This is a genomic window from Rhodobacterales bacterium HKCCA1288 (assembly GCA_015693905.1).
In the GTDB taxonomy this organism is placed as follows: Bacteria; Pseudomonadota; Alphaproteobacteria; order Rhodobacterales; family Rhodobacteraceae; genus M30B80.
Genome location: CP065161.1, coordinates 857,645 through 880,917 on the forward strand (window position 1 = coordinate 857,645; position 23,273 = coordinate 880,917).

The window sequence follows — 23,273 nt, forward strand, 5'->3', positions numbered from 1 at the left end:
AAGGTTATTATAAATTTAAAGATCATAGATGATTCGGTGAAGATGTATTGCTCTTGTAATGCCATCAATAATACCAATCTCTGGCTGCCAATTCAGTTCCTGGCGAGCCTTATTAATAGATATGTTGTACTCCATAATATCACTTGACAAATATGTATCCGAATGACGCCCAAATTCAATATTGACTTTAACTTGAGGCAAATTTGAAATGACTTCAGCTAATTGTTGAATTGATAAATTTTCATAGGGATTCCCCAGATTGAATACGCTATCCGCGTTTGTCATTGAAATCGCTCGAAAAATTCCAACTACGACATCAGCAACGTGACAAAACGAGCGCCGAACAGAGCCATCGCCGCGGATGAATAACTTTTGGCCGCGGGCTGCCCGCCAAATGAAATCTGCGAACACTCGCTCATCCGACTTTCTGACATTCGCCCCATAAGTGTGAAACGGCCTTACTATTATTGACTTTATCGATCTCGTGGCTGCTATTGCAAAGGTCAATGCTTCCCCTGCTCGCTTAGATTCAGCATAGATATTACGAAGGTTACGCGGATCGATTGGAGCGAAAGAACCCTCATCAATTTCTACCGATGAACCTAAGTTTCCGTACACTTCACCACTACTTACAAAAACAAACGTTCCACATTTTTTAGTGTGTTTTAACAAATTGGACGTCCCGAAAATATTCGGTAACATCGTCTCAGCGGGAGAAATTTTGTAAAGTGATGGCGAAGCAATACTTGCAGCGTGGATAACAATATCAAAATCGAAATCCAGGTCAAAATCTTTGCACAAGTCTACGTAGTGTATACATATTTTCGTACTTAAATTTAACGGCCACACCCCCGGCATTCTTGCAATCACATGAATGTTTACATCAACGCCAAGTTCCTCAGTTATATATCTGAGCGCAAGGAAAATTTGCGAACCAATCAAACCTGTTACGCCAGTAACCAACACTCTCTTACCAGAGAAAGCCGCCAAATCACATCTGCTACTTATAAAGTGACAGTCTGTAAGGTATTGGTTCATTTCCGTTTTCACCTGACGAATTTCAAGTCTACGCTAGCCATAGCCCTCAATTCCTCAATTGGACGAAAAGGGGCCATGTCATGCGCACCTGCTTGAACACCATCAATTCGTGCTTGATATGGAGCTATTTCTTCAGAAGATACACAGTTTACATCTATTACGCGGGGCCCGGCCAAATCAATGTTTGATAGGTCTTCAACGTTGTCGATGCGTTGATAAGGAATGTCAAAAGCCAAGCAAACCTTTTCATAGTATGGAAATTTTAGACCGCGACCCTCGTGTTCACCGAATATATTATTTGGGCTATAATTATTTTTTTGTGTGTTTGTTATGCTGAGATAGCCATTGTTATTCAACAAAATCACAACAACATCATATCGATGGTAGCTCAAAGTGGCAAGTTCTTGAAGGTTGCTCATAAAACTTCCATCACCAGTAATACAAATGGTTTTGCGTTGTGAGCAAGCAGCTACGCCTAGCGAGCTGGGCAAGGCGCAACCCATGTCCGCTTGCGCGGGAGAAAATATAAATGAGCGACTGGAATTAAACTTCAAACATGTGGGGCCTACGTAACTTATACTTCCAGCATCAATTACAAAATTGCAATCATCATACCTATTCTTATTTAACTCAGATATAACATTATAAATACTTATCCCCTCATATTTATAGTGAGACAAATTGTTTTCTATGTCACTCCAATTTTCTTTTATATACTTGCATTTATACCTCCAATCATCCGTCATGGCTTCAAACTCACCAGGCTTCGAATCCAGAAATGAAGATATATCTCCCAAAATGTTTTCGGCACGATCCCCAAATAACAATTTATTTTTGTCTAATTCAGCAGGATCTACGTCTAAAATGAAGATTTTTGCGTTTTTAGCAAACTTTTCAACTTCGTATCCTACTGACGCAAACCCAAGCCTGCTTCCTAGAACAATTAATAAATCGGCATTTTGTACAGCAAAATTTGCAGTTCGATTTCCTTTAATGCCCACACAGCCAAGATAGTAATTATAGCTATGATCAACTACGTTTGTTCCAGCGTATGTTGCAACGACGGGAATATCTTTAGATAAAATAAACTCATTAATTCTTTGCCTCAGGATAGGATTACTTGTTCCGCCGCCACCAATTAACAGTAAAGGCCGCTGAGATTTTTCTATTGCTACGTTCAATCTATTGAATTTTTTTTGGTTATGAAATGAATTTCTAGATTTTAGCTTTGCAAGAAGTTGTGATGTATGGTCATGAATACAATCAAACTCAGAGGCATCAATAAGCAGGTGTTGAATATCTGAAGGAACGTCAATCCAAACTGGACCTCTACGATTATCAATAGCTTTCTCAAAACATTCATATAGCGCTTCACCAATATTGGTGCGCATGTCGAGTAATTCAGTAAACTTAGTGATGGATCGCACTGTTGTTATAATATCGTGCTCTTGCACCCCATAAGAGCGAATTGGCTGTGGCAAGCTTTCATTAATTTTTGATGATAGTGTATTTGTTGGGACATTCCCCGAAATTATCACTAGTGGGATTGAGTCCTGGAACGCGTTTAAAACTGGAGTGATACAATTTGTACCCCCGCATCCTGTTGTAGGATTCACTATGGCCCATCGCCCAGTTTTTCGTGCCTCACCAAGGGCCGCATATCCTGCTGATTGTTCGTGATGATAACACAAATAAGAAAGATGATTATTTCGTATAAATGCATCATTTAGGCCGGATGCACCACCACCCGTTAAGCCGTGGACATTCGATATCCCCAATAGCTGAATGAATTGTGCTATATAATCAGCCACTGTCTTTTCTGAATGGTTACCTTGTCCCATATACCACCTTTGTAATTACGCTACTTTTCTCGACTTGTTACCAGTCCGCACCATCGAACTTTAAATAGTCATTTTTTCTATACTTTTTATGGAAATTTCATGCACGTCCCTCCCTTCCATCCAACACTTATACCAATTCGCTGTGTGAGATATAGCTAAATGAGATGTTAAGATAGATTCCCATCCAAGCAATTTTTGTGCTTTTTCTGAATTCAGATTTAAATAATTCGCTTCATGATGACTATAAGCACTTTTAATTTCACATGAAAACGGCAGATTTATTTCATTGCACAACTGCTTTACTAACTCTAACACTGTAATTTGAACATCAAGAGTTGGACCAAAATTAAATCTTGTATCTTCAATATTTGCACTATTAGCCAAATACTGAGCGAGAATAATGTATCCTCTTATTGGGTCCAATACATACTGCCAAGGGCGTACAGCGTTGGGGTATCTTAAAACGAGTTTCTCATTTTTAATTGCGCTTCGTATCAAGTCTGGGACTAATCTGTTAGCAGCCCAATCACCGCCTCCTATCACATTCCCAGCTCTCACGGTCGCTAACTCGACGCCGTTTTTTTTGAGAAAAACATTGTAGTGAGACTGGCTTAGTATGTCTGCGCAGGCTTTGCTTGCACTGTAGGGGTCGTAACCGCCAAGTGGGTGTTCTTCACGAAATGCAACCTTCGTCAGCTCGGTATTTTCATACACTTTATCGGTCGTTACAGAAATTACTACTCTTAAGTCAGTGCAATCACGAGCTGCTTCCAGAACATTTAGGGTTCCTAGTACATTTGCCAAATAAGTATCCTGAGGCGATTGATATGATTTTAAAACAAGGGGTTGTGCAGCTAGATGAAAAATGACGTGAGGGTTTATCTTTTTTATCACCTCGCAAATTTCGTCATGCCGTGTTATGTCGCCCCGATCAGAGATGTTTAATTTTCCATTCTTTAAATTTCCAGATATATTGCAAAGTTCATACATACTGTTTGAACCGAAACTTTCATTGGAAATGCCGAAGAGATTTGCTCCTAATTGCTGAAGCCACAGAGTAAGCCACGCGCCCTTGAAGCCCGTGTGCCCGGTAACCAAAACTTTCTTGTCGATCCAAAAGTCCTTGCAAATCATTCGATTACCACACACACCATTTTGCGTTACCAGTGTCCCATATCGCGTTTAGATCTATCTTGTCTCTCAAGGTATCCATAGGGCGCCAAAATCCTGTATGGTTAAAAGCCATCAACTGTCCCAAGCTAGCGAGTGTTTCTAACGGCTCGCGCTCCCATATCGTTGCATCTCCATCAATCAAATTAAGAACGCTCCCAGACAACACAAAAAAACCTCCGTTAATCCTTGCAGTTTCCTGAGTTGGTTTCTCTCGAAAACTGAGAACTTGCTCGCCCTCTAATTCAATTGCTCCAAATCGACCTGGTGGAACAACAGACGTCAGTGTGGCCATACGGCCGTGTTTGTTATGGAATCTTACAAGAGCACCAATATCGATATTTCCAATTCCATCGCCATAAGTCGCCATAAACGTCTCGTTCTCTGAAATATAGCCTGACAGCCTTTTCAAGCGCCCTCCAGTCATTGTATGTTGTCCCGTATCGACTAAAGTGATGCGCCACGGCTCAGATCTACCTTTGTGGTATTCAATGGAATTTTTTTCTAAATCAATCGTCACATCAGATTGATGCATAAAATAATTTGAAAAATATTCTTTAATTACATACCCTTTGTATCCGCAGCATATTATGAAGTCATTGAACCCATAATGAGAGTATAATTTCATGATGTGCCACAGAATTGGCTTGCCGCCAATTTCGACCATCGGCTTGGGCTTAAGGTCAGTTTCTTCACTTAATCGAGTACCTAATCCGCCTGCAAGGAGTACAACTTTCACGTCAACGTGCCCCCTGCTGAACTGCAACTTTTAATGAACTTACCACATAATCTAGATGCTCTGTTCGCAATCCAGGCCATACACCAACCCAAAACGAGTTATTCATGACATAGTCTGTATTGGTTAAAGCACCGCTAACTCTAAAGCTCTCATTCATAAATCCTGGCTGCTTTGTTAGATTACCAGCAAACAATAGGCGCGTCCCGACCCTCAAATTTTCTAACGCAGTCACGATCGATGTCCGCGATAGCTTCTCAGTCTCACGGATTGTTAATAAATAGCCAAACCAAGACGGCTTAGTACTCGGCGTTGCTTTAGGAAGATAGAAATATTGATCCAGACGTTCTTCGATAAGCCTGTCTGTTAAGTAATCAAAGTTTTCTCTACGACGCTCAATGAAGTAATCAACCTTCTTTAGCTGGCTCAAGCCAACCGCCGCCTGCATATCGGAGACTTTTAGGTTATAACCGACATGGCTGTATGTGTATTTATGGTCATAGCCCTCAGGTAACTCACCCAACTGCCAATCAAAGCGCTTCCCACAGGTATTATCTGTTCCAGGCTCACAGTAGCAGTCTCTACCCCAGTCACGAAAACTTTCGCAGATCCGAGCCAAGCGTAGACTGTCCATGAGTACTGCGCCGCCTTCTCCCATTGTTATGTGGTGGGCAGGATAAAAACTGAGAGTTGATAGATCGCCGAAGGTGCCAACAAGTCTTTCAGATCCATCTGCCATAGTGACGGTAGCCCCAAAGGCATCGCAACAATCCTCAATCAAATAAAGACTGTGCTCATCGCATATTTCTCGTATCGCAACGACATCAAACGGATTTCCTAAACTGTGAGCTATCATGATTGCACGCGTTTTGTTGGTAACTGCGCGACGCACCGCTTCCACACACACGTTGTGAGTATCGAGATCTATGTCGACAAATACCGGAACACAGCCGTTTTGAATAATTGGAGCCACCGTGGTCGGAAATCCGGCCGCCACAGTAATCACTTCATCGCCCGGTTTGATACGCTTATCGCCGAGTTTCCACGAAGTGAGTGTTGAAAATGCCAGCAAATTTGCAGCAGAGCCAGAGACTGTTAATTTTGCCAGTCTGCGGCCGCATTTTTTTGCTAAAGTGGGCTCAAACTGTGCGGCAAACCTACCCGCAGTCAGCCACATGTCAAGCGACGCATCTACAAGAGAAGCACAGTCATCTGCATCTAGCACTTTACCGGACACTGGAACGTAACTAACGCCGGCCTCGAATGGCACTTCCGAAAACTTTTGGTCGAAATACTCCCTGCTGGCCGATAAAATGTCTGACTTCTTGATCATTAGTTACGGATTGCCCCCAAAATAAGAAACTATGAAATATAGATGCATTCAGGCCTTTTGGCCGTCAGGTTTGTAGTCCAAGTCTTCTAATTCAGACACCAATGTGTCTAGCTCATGCCTCAATGCCTGATACTCAAGCGCCTTCCGGATCAAAAATTCGTGGGCTAAAGCTAATTTAGCTGACATACCCTCTGGAGTGAGCAAGTACAAATACCGCAACTTATTGTCGTTCTCACGAAAATTACGCACCTTCACAAAGCCTTTTTCAATCAATGCATTAATGCAATAGTTTACGGCGCCAGCACTAACACCAAGCTCTTGCGCGATCTGCCGGTGGGACATCTGAGGATTATTCTCAAGCAAGCGAAGAATACGAAACCTCAGGTCATTCCGGTTGGACTTTTGGTTGCGTTCAAAGCTACCGCACGAAGCCCTACCCGCAAGCTCCGATATCAAGTCATTAAATTGTTTGCCTTGTGATGCGTTCACGCGTGAACGGATATCAGACTGCGCCAAAAAGGCAAGGCAAACCCTTGAGTGAGTCCTAGCAAAAATCTACGATAATGGAGATTATCGCTTGTCATCGTCCGGCCAGACATTTTGGTCAGCTATCTCAAGATACCGAAAGACACTAGATATCGACTGCCTCACCAACACTCATAGTATCGGAACTAGTTCGACCGAGTTTTAGAAGTTATTGGGCTGTACCAACTCTCAATGCTCGCCCCGTATATTTACGACTTTCGCCTTTGCCTATCTTGGAAATTGTTCGGTGCATAATACTTTGAACAGTAACTAGATTGAGCACCACTAATTACACACTCCCCGTAACGGCTCCAAAAACTGTGCACTGTCACGTTCGTGCATCCACTCCGTTAACGCTTGCGATGATTTATAAGTGAGCCACATCACACTGCCACCGGCTAACTGATCCGTCTTCCCGCGCCCTACAATTATGCGGCATGTCGCTCTTACACCACCCAAGGTCACACGCCATCAGCGCAACGATCTACGACCGCCGCATCAATCCATCAACGCCAACCGAAATCATGGCAGCATCACGCAAGTGACCAGCGATCGAGCCCTCAAAAATATAATTGCATTCACATCGTCTAGCGTCCGTCTCAGCGACTAACGTTCAGGGTCAACATCCTAACAATGCGCGCGACGCAAAGCGAGGCGGACCATTTCGGATATCATCGGGTCATCAAAATTCAGTAGGCGGCGTATTTTTTCCAACTGACGCTGCGTAATGATCTACAGCCGCAAATCACTCTCATCGGAAGCAAATACTGACTTTAGATCAAAAAACACGTGATCTGCACGGCCGAAGCGACAGATGGCCTTTGCGCCCATTTTGCGAAATTGGTCATGCGCCACCGTAAGAACAATACCATCATACTCGCCCTGCGCAGGGTGTTCGCAGAGATCAATATGATACTCTTGCATCGCTTCGCTTGGTTCAACCCATGGGTCATGCACATCGACCGATATCCCATAGTCCATGAGCTCCGCGACCACATCAACTACGCGTGTGTTGCGCAAATCTGGACAGTTTTCCTTGAAAGTCAGGCCTAGAACCAGAACTTTTGCATCGCGCACGGGAATCTGACGTTTTATCATTGCACGGACCAATCGCCCTGCAACATATGCACCCATTCCATCATTGATACGCCGCCCGGCCAAAATCACCTGCGGATGATAGCCGATCGCCTCGGCTTTATAGGTCAAATAGTAGGGATCGACGCCAATGCAATGCCCGCCAACCAGTCCCGGGTGGAAGGGAACGAAATTCCATTTCGTACCGGCCGCTCGCAGTACGGCATCAGTATCAAGGTCCATTTTATTAAAAATAATGGCCAACTCATTGACCAGCGCAATATTTAGATCACGCTGCGTATTTTCGATTACTTTGGCGGCCTCAGCAACTCGGATCGAAGGAGCTTTATGGGTCCCCGCCGTCACAATAGAGGCGTACAAGCTGTCCACAATATCAGCGGCTTCGGGCGTTGAGCCTGCCGTCACTTTTGTAATTGTGGTCAAGCGGTGCTCTTTATCACCAGGGTTGATACGTTCGGGGCTATAGCCGCAGAAAAAGTCAAAGTTGAAGGTTAGGCCAGAGACACGTTCAAGAACTGGTACGCAGTCTTCTTCCGTGGCTCCCGGATACACTGTGGACTCATAAATCACGATATCACCGGGCTTAAGCGCTGTCCCAACCGTCTCAGATGCGCGGATTAGTGGGGTCAAATCAGGACGTTTTGAGGCATCAACAGGCGTAGGCACAGTCACTATGAATATTGTCGCATCTTTTAGATCATCTGCATTAGAAGAATAGCGTAGCCTCTCCGCTTCCAATAATTCTTTGTCAGATACCTCCAAAGTCACATCATGCCCAGCCTGCAACGAGGCAATTCGAACGTCGTTCACATCAAAGCCAATGACATCGTACTTCTTGCCGAACTCTACGGCGAGAGGCAGTCCCACATAGCCGAGCCCAATGACAGCAATTTTTCGTTGAAGGTCTAGTCCTGCCGTCACGTCACTCTTCTCCGCTACTGCCGTCAGATATCACAAACAATCACGCCAGACCAGGAAGGTAGGCTGCCCACCTAAGCTCAGATCTTGTTATTGAACGCATATCAAAGCACGCGGGCGGGTCAACACAAATGGCGCGCTAGCTCGCGCCAGCCACAAACATCGTGAAAATCAGTCAATGTCAGTGTATGTTCAGCTACGCGGTATCTAGTCAAGTTGCTTCAGTCCCAAACACTGTGCTGCGCCGCCTCGAGGTAACGTGACAGCGTAGTAATTGACCTCCATCCTCCAGCCCGCGCAATCGCGACCGTATCAAACCCACGGAGCAAGAGCTCCTGTGCAGCGCCCACGCGCAGTGAGTGCCCCGAAAGCTCCGAGTGCTGAGACACGCCCGCGCGCTTCGCAGCGGCCCTCACCGCGCGCACTACGGTGACAGGGTGAAGGCCGCGCTCAATGGGGCGCCCACGATAGATGGGACAAAACAAAAAAGGAAAACCATCCCCCCGATCCGCCACCCAATTGGCAACTAAGGTGGATGTGTCGCGTGACGCAAACGCAAACCGCCCCAGACCCGTTTGGTCGCACTTGCTGCGGGATATCGTCACGCGGAGAGTTCCATTTTCACGGAATTCTAAGTCGGCATCACATATAGAGACAATTTCAGCGCGACGGCCAAGGATTTCGTAACCGAGAGCGAGCATGGCCGCGTCTCTCCGACCTACCAAAGTGCGGGGCATCGCCGCGAGCATGCTCCGCAATTCCGTATGGGCGAGGCCCCGCGCCTGACGCGGAGGTGAGCGCCGGGCGCGGGCGAGCCGCCTCAAAGCGAGCGTCACATCGTGGCCAGTGGTCGGATCACTGACACCATTCAGTCGATGCAACATCCCAACTGCGATCAGGTGGCGCCGCACAGTGCGCGCGAGGCAGTCTCGACCACAGGCCTCAACGAACTCTAGCACAATTGCCGGTGTGGCGGGCAGACTAGGATAGCCTCTGCCTTCACACCATGAAGCAAACTTTTGTGCATCGCGCTCGTAAGCTGTTACGGTGTTCGGCGCATAAGCGCCTTCCAAAGCTGCCAACGTAATCATATGCTTGCGTAAATCTCATAAGGTGACATGTGTCATTTTTAGTGACAAATTGGGGATTGTCAATGATAACTGGTACACAAATCAGATCCGCTAGAGCGGCCTTGGGATGGAATATCACTCGGCTGTCAAATGAAACTCAGGTCAGTGAACGGACCATCATTCGCATGGAAGCCGCCGACGGCGTCCCGAAGAGCACGGCGGCCAACATCAAAATTATCCGTCTCACACTGGAGGCCGCCGGCATCGAGTTCATAGGCGCCCCAGACGACCGGCCGGGGATACGCTTCAACCCCAAGCAATCCCAAAAATAATTTTTTAGTGGAGCAACGCAAACGGCTTGCGACCAATTGCGGGCGCCAATACCCTAGCAATATGCAGTGCCACTATTAAGGGTTAGCGCAACATGTTGATAGATGCAGCCATTATATCGCCCCCCATCACCACGCCAGACGAAGACGCAGGCGCGTTCGAAGCGTTGATGATAGCCCTCGGCGAGGAACTGAACCCAAAGACCCACCTCGAGCGGCGTCAAGTGGAACTCATCGCCTACTCTGAATGGGAAATTATGCGCCACCGCCGCTTCAGCGCACACCTGCTCGGACATGAGGCTCAGCGTGTGAGTGCAGAAGCACTGCGGGAGGAGCGCAGCCGATTGCTGACCCCCAAAGCAGACCAGAAAGCGCATAATTCTCAAAACAAAGAAGCGGCGCTTGATCGCATGAGTGAGTTCGGGGCGGTCGCCTACGCAAATCACCTACACATCCACGCGCACCACGAGGTGAGCGTGGAACGACTAGAGGCCCGCCGCCGACAATTATTAAAAGACTTCCACGACTTGCAGGCGCGCCGTGCGCTGGCGAATATCGATGACGCTGAAGTCTCAGAGCCATGACGAGCGCCCTCAAGCGGCAGTCCAACCGCAAAAACGCGCGGCTTAGCACGGGGCCCAAAACCGCCGAAGGCCGCCGAAAATCCAGCCAAAACGCTCGGCGCCACGGTCTGAGTGCCGCGCCACCCGCGACTGAAATTCTCCACCACCTCAGACTGATACTTGGCGACCCTGTGGCGACGCCCGAAACTGCAGCCCAGACCCCGCGCAGCGCGGCGGCGCTCCAGCTTGCGACAGCCGAGGCGCGGCTCACCCATGCCCAGCGCCACGCCGCCGAAATCGTGGCCCGCGAAACCCCACACACCCTAGCTTACGAAATAGACTTGGTGCGCGGCGAGCTCGAAGACCTTGATTATCTCTTCAATATCGAGGGGCAGATATCAGGGCGCAAATTACTGCGCCAACTCACGGCGACGTCTGCGCGTTTTGACGAGCGAGACCGCCGCGCCGCGCGCCGCCACTTGCAGGACGCGCACGCGGGCCGGCGCAAGGCGCTAAAGAGATTCCTAGAGCTGGATCAATTTCACAAAACGAAGCCAAACTAGATTTTTAATTTAAATTATGTATAAAAATTTTTAAATGTCGCGAAACATCAGTTATCAAACACGCGCAAAATCAATCTCATTTCCCCACGCGATCGCCCTGCCCCGCCCCTAGGGCCGTTTGCAAGATCAACCGAATGTCCAAAATCAGACCGCGCAGCGCGATGTAGCGGGCATCCCATGCAACGAGGCGCGCGGGGTCGCTCATATCCACGCCCGCAACTTGGGCAAGACCTGAGATACCCGGGCGAATGTCCAAAACACCCGCCTGAGCGCGCAGGCGCACCAATTCCTCTTGAGCGGGCAGGCAGGGGCGTGGGCCAATAAGGCTCATATCACCCCAAAGGACGTTCCAAAGCTGCGGCAGCTCATCAAGTTTATATCGGCGCAGCTTGGCCCCCAAGGGCGTGACGGCGGCGCTAGACACCTCATGCGTGCCCGCCTGTTTCGTGCCAATCGCCATGGTGCGGAATTTGTAGCAGGTGAAGACCTGCCCTCCGCGGCCCACGCGCGGTTGCGCGAAAATTGCAGGGCCATCGCCCTCTTTGCGGATCAAAGCCCACAAGATCAGCATAGGCAGCGCGAATAGGATCAAGCCACCCACTGCCGCAGCTAAATCCATGACGCGGCTGATCGCGCGATAGGTGAGGTTGCCCCCCTGCCCGTCACTCAGCACAAGCTCACGCGGGGCCGTCCGCGCGTGATGACACAGCCACTCCGCCAGCCGCGTCACGGACAGGGTCGGCTTTAGCGCCGAAATCGGGCCAAAGGCAAACCGCGCCAGAGGCTTGGGCAAGCGGTTTAGATGGCGCAGCGCACCTGCGAATGTCGCGCCATAAATCGCGGGCAGATAGAGATGCACGATATCCCCTCCCACCGCGTCAACTGCGGCGACACCATCGCGTTTGCTTTGCGCATAGGCGGATCGGTTGGCTGCCTCCAAAGCATGGGTTGAGCTGACATTGATAAACCGCCCCCCCGCATCCTGCGCCGCCTGCGCAAGCGTGGCTGCAAATTCCACATTAACGGCCTGATAGGCGCTCAGGCTTGCCCCCGCATCTGAATTCACCACCGCCAAATTGAGCAGCAGATCTGCCCCCTGCAGCGCCTGCGATAGGTTTGCATAATCCGACACTGCGCATTCGGGGAATTTCGCCTGCAGCGTCTCAGGGTCGCGGCCAAGCAGCATCACATCTGCGCCGCGCGCGCGCAATTCGGGCACCAGCATTTGCCCCACAAACCCGCTCGCCCCTGCAATGACAATGCGCATGGCATCCCCCCTCATGTTGCGCCATGTTCTGTCTGATTGGGGCCGATATGGAAAGCCCCCAAACAGACAAAAGCCCCCCGAAACCACGGGGGGCTTTGCTAAAATATCACGCGAAGTGGCCTATGCGTCAGGCGAAAATTGCGTTCATCGTGGCCGAGGGGCGCATGACGGCTGCAACCTTTGCGGGGTCTGCGTGATAATAGCCGCCCAAATCCACAGCCGCACCACGACCGGCGTGCAACTCTGCCAAAATCTGCGCCTCATGTTCCGCCAATGCTTTGGCGATCGGCGCAAATTCTGCGGCAAGCTTTGCATCCTCGCCTTGCGCGGCCAAGGCCTCGGCCCAGTAGCGCGCGAACCAGTAATGGCTGTCGCGGTTGTCAGGCTCGCCCACCTTGCGGCCAGGGCTGCGGTTATCGTCCAACACGCCTTGGGTCGCGACCTCGACCGCTTCGCCCAAGATACGGGCTGCGGCATTGTTCTTTGTCTCCGCCAAGAACTTAAAGCTTTCACCAAGGGCGCAGAACTCGCCCAGACTGTCCCAGCGCAGGTGGTTTTCACCTTGCAGCTGCTGCACATGTTTCGGGGCCGATCCGCCTGCACCCGTCTCAAACAAACCACCGCCCTGCATCAACTTTACAATCGACAGCATCTTAGCCGATGTCGCCAATTCAAGGATGGGGAAGAGATCGGTCAGGTAATCGCGCAACACATTGCCTGTGATGGCGATATGGTTCTTACCTGCGCGGATCGTTTCTAGGGCTTTGCGGGTCGCTTCACGCGGCGCCATAATCGCGAATTTATCGGCCACACCGCGCGCTTCCAAAATCGGGCGCACATAGGCGATCAATTCCGCATCATGGGCGCGGGTTTCATCCAACCAAAACACCGCCTCGCAGCCTTCGGCGCGCTGACGATCAATCGCCAAATTCACCCAATCCTCAATCGGTGCCTTGCGTGCAGAGGCCGAACGCCAAATATCACCCGCCTCAACAGCGTGTTCATGGATCACTGTCCCATCTTCCAAGATCATCCGAACCGTGCCTTTTGCAGCAATTTCGAATGTGGTCGGGTGGCTGCCATATTCTTCGGCCTTTTGCGCCATCAGGCCAATATTCTGCACCGTGCCGCAGGTGGCAGGATCAAGCTTGCCCGTTTCTTTGAAATACTTGATCGTCTCGTCATAGACGGGCGCGTAAGAATTATCAGGGATCACACAGACCGCATCATGTTCCTTGCCATCTGGCCCCCAGCCTTTACCACCTGCACGGATCAGCGCAGGCATGGATGCATCAACAATTACATCCGAGGGAACATGCAAATTGGTGATGCCGCGATCACTGTCGACCATATACATTGGCGGGCGCGCTGCCATGCAGGCGTCAATCGCCGCTTTGATATCGGCCTCACCTGCAATGCGGGCCATGAGATCACCCAAACCCGAATTGGGGTTGACGCCAAGTGCCGCCAAACGATCCCCAAATTCGTCAAAGACGGGCGCAAGATAGGCTTTGACCGCATGGCCAAAGATGATCGGGTCAGAGACCTTCATCATTGTGGCCTTCATATGCAGCGAGAACAGCACGCCATCTTTCTTCGTTTGTTCAATCTCAGCCGCCAGAAAATCGCTCAGCGCGGCGGCACTCATGAAGGTCGCATCGACAACCGTGCCCGCCGGGTAGCTGACTGCATCCTTCAACACAGTCTCAGTGCCATCTTCCGCAACGTGAACGATGCGCGCGGTTGCGGCATCTTTCAGCGTGACCGATGTTTCATTGCTGCGGAAATCGCCGCCCGACATGGCCGCAACGCGGGTTTTGCTATCCTTCGTCCACTCGCCCATGCGATGTGGGTTGGCCTGCGCATAGGCCTTCACGGCTTTAGCCGCGCGGCGGTCTGAATTCCCTTCACGCAAAACGGGGTTCACAGCAGAGCCTTTGATCGCATCATATTTCGCGCGCGCGTCTTTTTCCGCATCAGTTTTGGGGTTTTCTGGATAATCAGGGATCGCATAGCCCTGCCCCTGCAATTCTTTGATTGCGGCTTGCAATTGCGGCACAGAGGCCGAGATATTTGGCAGCTTGATCACATTGGCATCCGCCGTTTTGACCAATTCCCCCAAGGCGGCCAGATCATCACTTTGGCGCTGATCGGCGGGCAATTGATCGGCAAATGCCGCCAAAATGCGCCCTGCCAGCGAAATGTCACGCGTGCCAACCGAGACACCCGCCGCCCGCGCAAAGCGCGCGATGATCGGCAAAAGCGAAGCCGAGGCAAGTTCAGGCGCTTCGTCAACTTTGGTATAGATGATATCTGGGGTCTGGTCGGTCATAGCTTTGGCTCCTTAGGGAGGATGATTTCGGCATCCCATAGTATACAATTGACCAAATGGGAAGCGTGAAGGTTGCCGCAGCACAAAATTTACAAGGGGCCTCACCCGAGGATGATCAGCCAAATTGATGAGGTCAAAACTGTCACGCCCGTGCCAACCAAAACCGAACTGGCCGCAACGCGCCGCCCTGCCCCATACATATTGGCAAACAGATAGGCATTGGCGCCTGGGGCCATCGCGGCGGTGATGACCACAGATTTCAGATCATCACTGGGAATATGCAAAATCTGCGATCCCATCATCCACCCAATTGCGGGATGCACAATCAGCGACAGGATCAAGACCATCGCGATCACCCGCACCTCGCCCTCAGGACGATAACGATAGAGCACCCCACCCAAGCCAAAAAGCGCGGTCGGCAGGGCCGCACGGGCCAAAAGGGCAATCCCATCCTCGACAACAACGGGCATGCCAAGCCCGATGAAATTCACAACAAACCCCGCCCCAATGGCCAAGGTCAGCGCATTGCGCGACAGCGCGCGCCCCACGGCAAGGGCCAAGATATGCGGGGCCACGCGGCCCGCCTTGACCCCCTCCATTGCGGTTACGCCCACCAGATAACAAAACGGGGCGTGCAGCGCGACAATCGCAAAATTCCCTGCAAGGCTATCGGGGCCATAAGCGCGCTCCATGATCGGCAGGCCCAACAGCACGGAATTGGCGAACATGGCCACAAAACCAATCGCCACCGCATCTGTCCAAACCCGCCCAAAGATGACGCGCGCCCCGAACATCCCCAAAAGGAACACAAGGATTGAGCCAGAATAATAGCTCAGCAGCAGCGGGAAATGGAAATCTTGGCTCAGATCAAGCCGCGCAATCGCCAAAAATAGCAGCGCAGGGATCGCAATCCCTTGTGAAAACTTCATGAGAAGGTCAACGCCTTCCTCAGAAAACAAGCCGCGCCAGACCATCACATAGCCAAAGCCAATGACGATAAAGACGGGCAAGACAACTTCAAGAAGGGCGGACATCCTCTAGAAATCCAAACTGATACGCAGCCCATCATAGGCGGGCGAGATATGCGCAGGCAATTCATCGCAAAGCGTTTGATAGTCCAAATCTAAATGCATATTGGTCAGGATTGCGCGGCGCGGGCGGGCGCGGGCAATCCAATCTAGGCTTTGCTCAAGATGCGCGTGGCTTGGGTGGGGCGTGCGGCGCAGCGCGTCCAAAATCCAACAATCCAAACCCGATAGCATCTCCCAGGCAGGCGCAGGAATGTCCGAGACATCCGGCAAATAGGCCACGTCACCGATGCGAAACCCTTTCGCCATGATGCGCCCGTGTTGCACATCGAATGGCTGCAGCGTCACAGGCCCGCCTGCCCCCGTCACCACAATCTCACCCTCAATCGGGTTCAGCGTCAGGATCGGTGGATAATCCGACCCTTCGGGCTGCACAAAGGCATAGCTAAAGCGGGATAAGAGATCGCTGGCCGTGGCTGCATCTGCCCAAACATTGAGGCGGGATTTCATGTTGAAAACGATCATGCGCAGATCATCCAAACCATGCACGTGATCCGCGTGTGAATGGGTGTAAACCACACCATCCAGCGCGCCCACATCTGCATCCAATAGCTGGGCGCGCATATCAGGCGAGGTATCAATCAAGACCCGCGTTGTGCCGCCCTCGCCCAAACGCTCCACCAAAAGCGAGCAGCGGCGGCGGCGGTTCTTGGGTTCACGCGGATCACAGGCGCCCCAATTGCCCCCCAAACGCGGCACCCCGCCTGATGAGCCGCAGCCAAGTATGGTATAACGCAGCTTGCCCATAACCCTAAACGCCCCCCTGCCATTGGGCGGCCTTGGAAAACAGCCTGTCAAAATTCGCACTGGTTGCCGCGGCGAATTCGGCAAGGCTGATGCCAAAGATATCCGCCCCCACCTGCGCGGTCAGGGCTGTATAGCTAGGCTCATTGCGCCGTCCGCGATGGGGCGGCGGGGCCAAATAGGGGCTGTCGGTTTCAACCAAAATCCGATCAAGGGACGCTTCGGCAAAAATGGCGCGCAACTCGCCCGATTTTGGGAAGGCCGCAATGCCCGACATTGAAAGATAAAACCCCAAATCCAATGCCGCGCGCGCCAATTCAGCCGAAGAGCTGAAACAATGCATCACGCAGGAATAAGGGCCGTTTGCATATCCTTCGCGCAGGATCTGCGCCATATCCTCATCTGCGGCGCGGGCATGGATGATCAAGGGCAGCCCTGTCTCGCGCGCGGCATCAATATGGATGCGCAAACTGTCTTTTTGCGCCTCTGCGCTATCGGCGGTGTAGTGATAATCCAGACCCGTCTCGCCTATGCCAACGAATTTTGGATGCGCTGCAAGGGCCACTAAATCCTCAACGGTGACGGGCGGTTGATCGGCCACGCTCATCGGATGAAGGCCCGCAGCCCAGAACACGGGCGCATGGCTCTCGGCAATGCTGCGCACCTGTGGAACATTGCCCATTTTGGTGCAAATCGTCACCATGCGGGACACACCCGCCTCCACGGCCCGCGCCACGACATCGCCCAATTCGCCTTCAAAATCGGGAAAATCCAGATGGCAATGGCTGTCGACCAATTGCGGGGTGGCATCAGAGGAGGGGGTCACGCGGTCACTCATGGGCTAAAAGATCAGTCTCGCAGATTATGGCACAGCAAGGGGGTGATGCGCCCCTCCAGGAGGATCACGCCATCACACGCGGTGCCGCTTTTTCGATGCTTATGATCATATCAAGGATCAAAGCGGCAGGGTCAAGGTTCACCGCGCGCCCCTGTCGTGCCTTGGCGGATAAACGATCCGCAAGATCGGCCCATCCCCGACCCTCATGGGGGCTTGGCGAAAGGCGCGCCAAAATTGCCCCCTCGCCCGTGACAATGTCGGGGGGCAGTGCGCCAGTTACCCCCACACGGGCCAAGCGCGCCAACAACCGATCCAACAGCGCAAGCATCAGATCAAACTGCGCTTCTCCTGCTTTGCCCGTGACCTGCTCGGAGAGGGCCATCGCTTGGGCGCGATCCAATCGCGGCAAGGTTCCAATCAGCGAAACCAAAGCGCCGTAAAGCGCCAAACCGCCCCCCTCAATCATCTGCGCGGCCACCCCAACCGATCCATTGGCCAACTCAACCACCGCGCGCGGGTCGTCCACTGCCACATCAATGCTGTGCATGGCTTGGGCCATCTCATCCGCCCCAAGCGGGTTAAGACGCAACGTGCGACAACGCGAGCGGATTGTGGGCAGAAGCTTCGCGGGTTGATGCGCAACCAAAAGCAAAATCGCATCCTCAGGCGGTTCTTCAAGCAGTTTGAGCAATGCATTGGCCGCGTTGCGGTTCATCTCATCCACCGCATCAACAATCACCACACGCCGCCCGCCATCTACGGCGGAAAGTCCAAAAAATTGGTTCAGGCGGCGCACTTCATCCACAGTGATTTCGGCGGAGAGCTTCTTGGTTTTTTCATTCCATCCGCGCCGCACCAGCAAAACCCGTGACTCAGACAGCGCGCGCAAACGCCGTGCCACGGCCCCCTCAGGATCAGTGACGAAGCCCTGCGGATCAGGCGGCATGTCGAACAAAGCCGCCCCTGCGTCATCGGGGCTGTTCAATAAATGCTCTGCCGCTTTCCACGCGAATGTAGCCTTGCCAATGCCCTTTGGCCCCGTAATCAGCCACGCGTGATGCATCCGATCAGAGGCAAGCGCCGCACAAAACTCGGTCACGGCGGCGGCGTGACCAATCAGTTGCGGGGCATGGCGCGGATGCGGCAGACCCTCGGCGGCATCCGCCTCTGGCAGGAGATCATCATCTTTCATAGCCGCGCCTCTACGATCCGCGCGATATCCTGTGCAATCGCCTCGGGCGCTTGATTGGCATCAACCATTGCGCAGCGGTCAGGAAAATCGCGGGCAAGCGCCTGAAACCCAGACCGCAGCCGCTCTTGAAAGGGCAGCCCCATGTCCTCGAACCGATCTTCGCCCGATTGCCGCGCCAACCCACGCGCCAAGGCCACAGCGGGGTCCATATCCAATATCAAGGTCAGGTCAGGCTCCACCCCGATCACACGGGCATGGATATCATCGACAAGATCGCGCAGATCGCCACGCGCAGCCCCCTGATAGACACGGGTGGAGTCCGCAAATCGATCACAAATCACCACGGCCCCACGGGCAAGCGCAGGCGCAATCGTGCGCTCAAGGTGATCACGGCGCGCGGCAGAAAAAAGCAAGATCTCCGTTTCGGGCGACCAGCGATCTGGATCCCCCTCGACCAACAGCTTGCGAATATCCTCTGCCCCCGCCGCACCGCCAGGTTCGCGTGTCTCAATCACATCACGGCCAAGGCCGCGCAGATGCGCCGCCAAAAGGCGGCTTTGCGTGGATTTTCCCGCCCCATCTATCCCTTCAAGACTGATAAACAGCCCGCTTGCCGCGCCCGACATTCAATTATCACTCAGGCTAGACACCTGACCCATCACGGCCGCCATAGCGCGCGAAGTTGCAGCCCCCAGACGCCCCATTATGCCTGCCTGCGCCACATCAGTGGCGGCAATCAAGGGCACTGTTGTCGGCGCCAGCCCCTCAACCGCGATGTGCAGCTCACCCAAAGGCGTGCCCGCCGCAATCGGCGCGGGAATAGGGCCAGACAGCGTAACCTCCGCCTCAAGCAACCCGCCCGTGACCGTCAATTGCGGCAAGAGCATACGCACATCATCGGCCACTGTCAGAGGCACGGTTGGCGTTTCGCCCAAGAACACAGGCGCCTGCGCCAAAATATCCCCCGCTGCGATCACATCGCGCTCGACAAATTGACGAAAGGCCCAATTCACGATCCGCTCCGCCTCACCGGCGCGGGCATCCGCCGTAGGCAAGCCCGAAATCACAAAGGTCACGCGGCGATCGCCTTGCACGGCAGAGCCGACCAAACCATAGCCTGCCTCCTCGGTATGGCCCGTTTTCAGACCATCAGCCCCGATGCCCAATCCCAAAATCGGGTTGCGGTTAAAGCGATTGTCAGGCGCGCGGTTGTCGAAGGGAAATTCACGCTCGTTGAAATAGTGATAATATTGCGGAAACTCGGTGATCAGACGTTCCGCCAAAATGCCCAGATCGCGCATCGACATCACATGCCCCGCAGCGGGCCAGCCGCTGGCGTTGCGAAAGGTTGCCGTCTCCATCCCCAATTGCCGTGCGCGTTCTGTCATCAGTGCGGCAAATCCTGCCTCAGTGCCATCAGGGCTTAGCGCCTCGGCCAAAACCACCGTTGCGTCATTGCCAGACAGAACAACAATTCCGCGGATCAAATCCTCGACCCGAACGCGGTCGGTGGTGTTGAGAAACATGGTTGAGCCACCAAAGGACATGGCATGCTCTGAGACAGGCAATGAGGTGTCTAACGTGAGGCGCCCATCTTCCAGTGCCTCAAACGTCATGTTCAACGTCATCAGCTTGGACATCGAGGCAGGCGGCAAGGGCACATCCGCATTCAGAGCGAACAGAACCTGCCCTGAATTGTGATCCACCACATAGGCCGATCCTGCCTGTGTCTCAAACCCTTGGGCCTTGACCGCCTGAGGCAGCAAAATTCCCAAGGCCAAGGCCAAACTGCAGCCAAAACTGCCGAGTGTCTTTGCCAATGTCACGCCCATTCCCCACCTGTCACTCGACCCGCAGGGCTTGGCTGCGGGTTCAATTGGTTACAAAATACGCATCTTGGAAGCCAAGCCTGCGTGCAACGTCCAGATTATTGGCCCGCTCCGCAGTTGTCGAGGCAGGCCCGACCACCACCCGCCAAAAACGGCGGCCATTGGAGGTCTGATCATAGATGGTGGGCTGCAATCCAGAATTTCGCAAGGCCTGCGCGGTGTTATTTGCATTTTCTTGCACTGCAAAAATGCCAATTTGCACGAAAGGCCGCTCAAGGGCGCTTGTCGCAACGGGTGCGGGGCTTGCGGCAGGTGCAGGCGCAACGGGGGCAGCAGAGGCAGGCCTATCCAAAGGCAAGGCGGCAATCGTCTCGGCCCCGCCCGCATCAGGCCCGTCATAATTCGGCGGCGCAATCCCTTCGGCAGGGGTGGCCAAGGCGATATCCTCCGCGACCTCCTCGCGGCGCAAGGCGGTGACGTTCAACATCGAGGGCGCCCCCGCCAGTAGCCCCAAAGCCGAAGCTGCGTCAGATGACACCTGAAGCGCAGGCCCAGGATTGTCGCGTTCACGGCGGAACAACGCACCAATCACAAAGCGCCCATTGGCCTCGTTGCGAATAATCACCCGCTCGGGATCCGTGGCTGACGGGTGCGCCACCCAAACACCGCCCAAGGAGGGCCGCCCATCCCAAAGCCCGTCTTCGGTCACCTGAAACACATCGGGCGCCTCAACATCGCGCTCGACCAAACGGGTCGTGCCAGTATCAGCAAGGCTTGGATCGGCCGCATTCCCCGTGAGCCCCGTCTGACACCCGCCAAGCCCGAAAGCCGCCACCACCAAAAGGGCATAGATCGGCCTTGCCCGTCCAAAAAAGGAAAAATCCATCTGCCCTACCCTGTTCTCAATCTGATGCCGCGCGCCCATCTGGGTGCAATTGTTATTTTTGCACGAATAATACACATGAAAAAGCAACCTGAAAACCCATGTCGCGCAATTTTGACTACGGATGAATCCACAACCGCAGCCCCCCTTCCAGAATCGCCCTCCACAAGCTATCCCGCCCAAGTCGGAGGAGTGGCAGAGTGGTTTAATGCACCGGTCTTGAAAACCGACGTACGTCAAAAGCGTACCGTGGGTTCGAATCCCACCTCCTCCGCCATATATTTTTTTTAAGATATTGATTTTATTCAGTTTAATTTTACAGGGCATGAACCTGTCCCCAATAGAGTCCCCAAACGATAGATGGTGAGAGCAATGCACAGTGCATGTGCCCTATCCTGTGTGGGAAAAAATTAGTCAGACATCGTTAGGCGCAGGGGGGGGGTGGGGGAAAACTCTGCTACCTGAGGTGTTACTTATAGCACGCTCGCATTTTTCCTGAAAAAGGCTCGCTCGCGATCCAATATTCTTTTAAAATTGTATCGTCGTAGACCTGCAGCTGTTTCCGATCAGAAGCGTGCAAATAACAAAGTGACAAAGAAAAATAAGATAGCCCCCCCAATCATTATTATCTTGAGACCTTTGTCAAAAAGGGTTTCTGATCCATCAAAATCCTTCCAAGGCCGATCTATCGCGCCAAGGTCATCACCGCATTTAGGACATACTTTTGCGGTTGGAGAGCAGTCGTTGTCGCAGTAGCCAGGTAATCCCCCCCGAAATTAAGGGGCTGCAAAAGTAGAATTTTCTCGGCAAGATGAACGAGGAGAATTCGAATGAAGACAAGCAGATACACTGAGGCGCAGATCATCGCGATCCTGCGTCAGGCCGAAGGCGGAGTGCCGGTTTCCGAGCTGTGCCGCGAGCATAGGATGAGCGACGCGTCATTTTACAAATGGCGGGCCAAGTATGGCGGCATGGATGCGTCGATGGTCAGCCAGATGAAGGCGATGGAAGAAGAGAACCGTCGGCTTAAGCGGATGTATGCGGACCTGAGCATGCAAAACGATCTGTTGAAGGAAGCCCTCGGAAAAAAGTAGGTGGGCCATCTCAGAGGCGAGAGATGGCCGAAACGGCGGTGGAACGACGGGGTGTCAGCATTGCGCTGGCGTGCCGGGCCTTCGGGGTCAGCGAGACCTGTTATCGGTACAGCCCAAAGCTGAAGGCCGAGAACGAGGTGATCGCCGATCTGCTGACGGGGCTGACGGATGCGCGCAAGACATGGGGATTTGGCCTGTGTTTCCTGCATCTACGCAACGTGAAGGGGCATCCCTGGAACCACAAACGCGTCTATCGGATCTACTGCGAGCTGGAACTGAACCTGCGGATCAAGCCCCGAAAGCGGCTGAAACGGGAGAAGCCTGATGTTCTGGCGGTGCCAGACGCGCCCAATGTGACCTGGTCGATGGACTTCATGGCAGATCGTCTTGGCGACGGCCGTGCTTTTCGGCTGCTGAATGTGCTGGACGACTTCAACCGAGAAGGGCTGGGGATCGAGGTTGACTTCTCGTTGCCCGCCGAACGGGTCATCCGCAGCTTGGACCGCATCATCGAATGGCGCGGAAAACCTGGCACGATCAGGGTCGACAACGGCCCGGAATACATCAGCGAGAAGCTCAGAATATGGGCCGAGAAGCAGGGTATCACTATCCAGCACATCCAACCCGGACAGCCGCAGCAAAACGCTTATGTCGAACGCTACAACCGGACAGTCCGGCATGAGTGGTTGGATCAATACATCATCGAAAGCATCGAGGAGGCACAGGATCAGGCCACACAATGGCTCTGGACTTATAACAACGACCGCCCGAACATGGGCATCGGCGGCATCACACCCGCTATGAAACTGAAAATGGCCGCGTAAG

General features: G+C 52.7%; 21 protein-coding genes and 1 tRNA gene. 5 read left to right on the forward strand and 17 right to left on the reverse strand.

Features of this window, described 5'->3' with window-relative positions:
- Nucleotides 1–15: 15 nt before the first annotated feature.
- The 8 genes from I3V23_04210 to I3V23_04245 form a co-directional block, all read right to left on the reverse strand.
- Nucleotides 16–1,038 (reverse strand): NAD-dependent epimerase/dehydratase family protein, encoded by a 1,023-nt coding sequence (locus I3V23_04210; GenBank protein QPI86186.1) that lies wholly within the window; start codon nucleotides 1,036–1,038, stop codon nucleotides 16–18.
- 8 nt (nucleotides 1,039–1,046) lie between these two features.
- The gene (locus tag I3V23_04215) at nucleotides 1,047–2,879 is read right to left on the reverse strand and encodes a thiamine pyrophosphate-binding protein (GenBank protein ID QPI86187.1); all 1,833 of its coding nucleotides are present in this window, start codon (nucleotides 2,877–2,879) and stop codon (nucleotides 1,047–1,049) included.
- A gap of 60 nt (nucleotides 2,880–2,939) precedes the next feature.
- The gene (gene rfbG, locus I3V23_04220; protein ID QPI86188.1) at nucleotides 2,940–4,013 is read right to left on the reverse strand and encodes a CDP-glucose 4,6-dehydratase; all 1,074 of its coding nucleotides are present in this window, start codon (nucleotides 4,011–4,013) and stop codon (nucleotides 2,940–2,942) included.
- Nucleotides 4,014–4,017: 4 nt separating this feature from the next.
- Nucleotides 4,018–4,788: a glucose-1-phosphate cytidylyltransferase gene (rfbF, locus tag I3V23_04225; GenBank protein ID QPI86189.1), complete on the reverse strand. Its 771-nt coding sequence runs from the start codon at nucleotides 4,786–4,788 to the stop codon at nucleotides 4,018–4,020.
- Between the two features lies 1 nt (nucleotide 4,789).
- The gene (gene rfbH / locus I3V23_04230) at nucleotides 4,790–6,118 is read right to left on the reverse strand and encodes a lipopolysaccharide biosynthesis protein RfbH (protein QPI86190.1); all 1,329 of its coding nucleotides are present in this window, start codon (nucleotides 6,116–6,118) and stop codon (nucleotides 4,790–4,792) included.
- Between the two features lie 48 nt (nucleotides 6,119–6,166).
- On the reverse strand, nucleotides 6,167–6,571 hold the full coding sequence (locus I3V23_04235) for a MarR family EPS-associated transcriptional regulator (protein ID QPI86683.1): 405 nt from the start codon (nucleotides 6,569–6,571) through the stop codon (nucleotides 6,167–6,169).
- Between the two features lie 804 nt (nucleotides 6,572–7,375).
- Nucleotides 7,376–8,659: a Vi polysaccharide biosynthesis UDP-N-acetylglucosamine C-6 dehydrogenase TviB gene (gene tviB / locus I3V23_04240; protein ID QPI86191.1), complete on the reverse strand. Its 1,284-nt coding sequence runs from the start codon at nucleotides 8,657–8,659 to the stop codon at nucleotides 7,376–7,378.
- Between the two features lie 218 nt (nucleotides 8,660–8,877).
- Complete coding sequence (locus I3V23_04245; GenBank protein ID QPI86192.1) at nucleotides 8,878–9,747, reverse strand: tyrosine-type recombinase/integrase; 870 nt, start codon at nucleotides 9,745–9,747, stop codon at nucleotides 8,878–8,880.
- Nucleotides 9,748–9,803: 56 nt separating this feature from the next.
- Here I3V23_04245 and I3V23_04250 point away from each other — a divergent pair, with 56 nt between their 5' ends.
- The 3 genes from I3V23_04250 (at nucleotide 9,804) to I3V23_04260 (ending at nucleotide 11,181) form a co-directional block, all read left to right on the forward strand.
- Nucleotides 9,804–10,058, forward strand: coding sequence for a transcriptional regulator (locus tag I3V23_04250; GenBank protein QPI86684.1), 255 nt, complete (start codon nucleotides 9,804–9,806; stop codon nucleotides 10,056–10,058).
- Between the two features lie 92 nt (nucleotides 10,059–10,150).
- Entirely contained in the window at nucleotides 10,151–10,639 is a 489-nt protein-coding gene (locus tag I3V23_04255; protein ID QPI86193.1) for a hypothetical protein, read from the forward strand.
- A 170-nt stretch (nucleotides 10,640–10,809) separates the two neighbouring features.
- Nucleotides 10,810–11,181 (forward strand): hypothetical protein, encoded by a 372-nt coding sequence (locus I3V23_04260; GenBank protein QPI86194.1) that lies wholly within the window; start codon nucleotides 10,810–10,812, stop codon nucleotides 11,179–11,181.
- 76 nt (nucleotides 11,182–11,257) lie between these two features.
- On the opposite strand, the gene I3V23_04265 is transcribed toward I3V23_04260, so the two are convergent.
- The 9 genes from I3V23_04265 to I3V23_04305 form a co-directional block, all read right to left on the reverse strand.
- The gene (locus I3V23_04265) at nucleotides 11,258–12,448 is read right to left on the reverse strand and encodes a sugar transferase (protein ID QPI86195.1); all 1,191 of its coding nucleotides are present in this window, start codon (nucleotides 12,446–12,448) and stop codon (nucleotides 11,258–11,260) included.
- A gap of 127 nt (nucleotides 12,449–12,575) precedes the next feature.
- Nucleotides 12,576–14,780, reverse strand: coding sequence for an NADP-dependent isocitrate dehydrogenase (locus tag I3V23_04270; GenBank protein QPI86196.1), 2,205 nt, complete (start codon nucleotides 14,778–14,780; stop codon nucleotides 12,576–12,578).
- A gap of 101 nt (nucleotides 14,781–14,881) precedes the next feature.
- Nucleotides 14,882–15,814 carry an AEC family transporter gene (locus tag I3V23_04275; protein QPI86197.1) on the reverse strand — a complete coding sequence of 311 codons (933 nt, stop codon included), beginning with the start codon at nucleotides 15,812–15,814 and terminating at the stop codon, nucleotides 14,882–14,884.
- A 3-nt stretch (nucleotides 15,815–15,817) separates the two neighbouring features.
- Nucleotides 15,818–16,615, reverse strand: a complete 798-nt coding sequence (locus tag I3V23_04280; GenBank protein ID QPI86198.1) for an MBL fold metallo-hydrolase — start codon at nucleotides 16,613–16,615, stop codon at nucleotides 15,818–15,820.
- A 4-nt stretch (nucleotides 16,616–16,619) separates the two neighbouring features.
- Nucleotides 16,620–17,450, reverse strand: coding sequence for a TatD family hydrolase (locus I3V23_04285; protein QPI86199.1), 831 nt, complete (start codon nucleotides 17,448–17,450; stop codon nucleotides 16,620–16,622).
- Between the two features lie 64 nt (nucleotides 17,451–17,514).
- Nucleotides 17,515–18,642 carry a DNA polymerase III subunit delta' gene (locus I3V23_04290; GenBank protein ID QPI86200.1) on the reverse strand — a complete coding sequence of 376 codons (1,128 nt, stop codon included), beginning with the start codon at nucleotides 18,640–18,642 and terminating at the stop codon, nucleotides 17,515–17,517.
- A complete protein-coding gene (tmk, locus tag I3V23_04295) occupies nucleotides 18,639–19,268 on the reverse strand; it encodes a dTMP kinase (GenBank protein ID QPI86201.1) in 630 nt (209 codons plus the stop codon). The genes I3V23_04290 and tmk overlap by 4 nt, the downstream gene beginning before the upstream one ends.
- On the reverse strand, nucleotides 19,269–20,474 hold the full coding sequence (locus I3V23_04300; GenBank protein ID QPI86202.1) for a D-alanyl-D-alanine carboxypeptidase: 1,206 nt from the start codon (nucleotides 20,472–20,474) through the stop codon (nucleotides 19,269–19,271).
- A gap of 40 nt (nucleotides 20,475–20,514) precedes the next feature.
- The gene (locus tag I3V23_04305; protein QPI86203.1) at nucleotides 20,515–21,357 is read right to left on the reverse strand and encodes an SPOR domain-containing protein; all 843 of its coding nucleotides are present in this window, start codon (nucleotides 21,355–21,357) and stop codon (nucleotides 20,515–20,517) included.
- A 183-nt stretch (nucleotides 21,358–21,540) separates the two neighbouring features.
- Here I3V23_04305 and I3V23_04310 point away from each other — a divergent pair.
- Together I3V23_04310 and I3V23_04315 are read left to right on the forward strand one after the other, a co-directional pair.
- Nucleotides 21,541–21,631, forward strand: a tRNA-Ser gene (locus I3V23_04310).
- Nucleotides 21,632–22,184: 553 nt separating this feature from the next.
- Nucleotides 22,185–23,272 (forward strand): IS3 family transposase gene (locus I3V23_04315; protein QPI86204.1). Its coding sequence is split into 2 segments (ribosomal slippage): nucleotides 22,185–22,446 and nucleotides 22,446–23,272, totalling 1,089 coding nucleotides; the frame shifts between segments, so codons are not numbered across the junction.
- The last annotated feature ends 1 nt before the right edge of the window (nucleotide 23,273 follow it).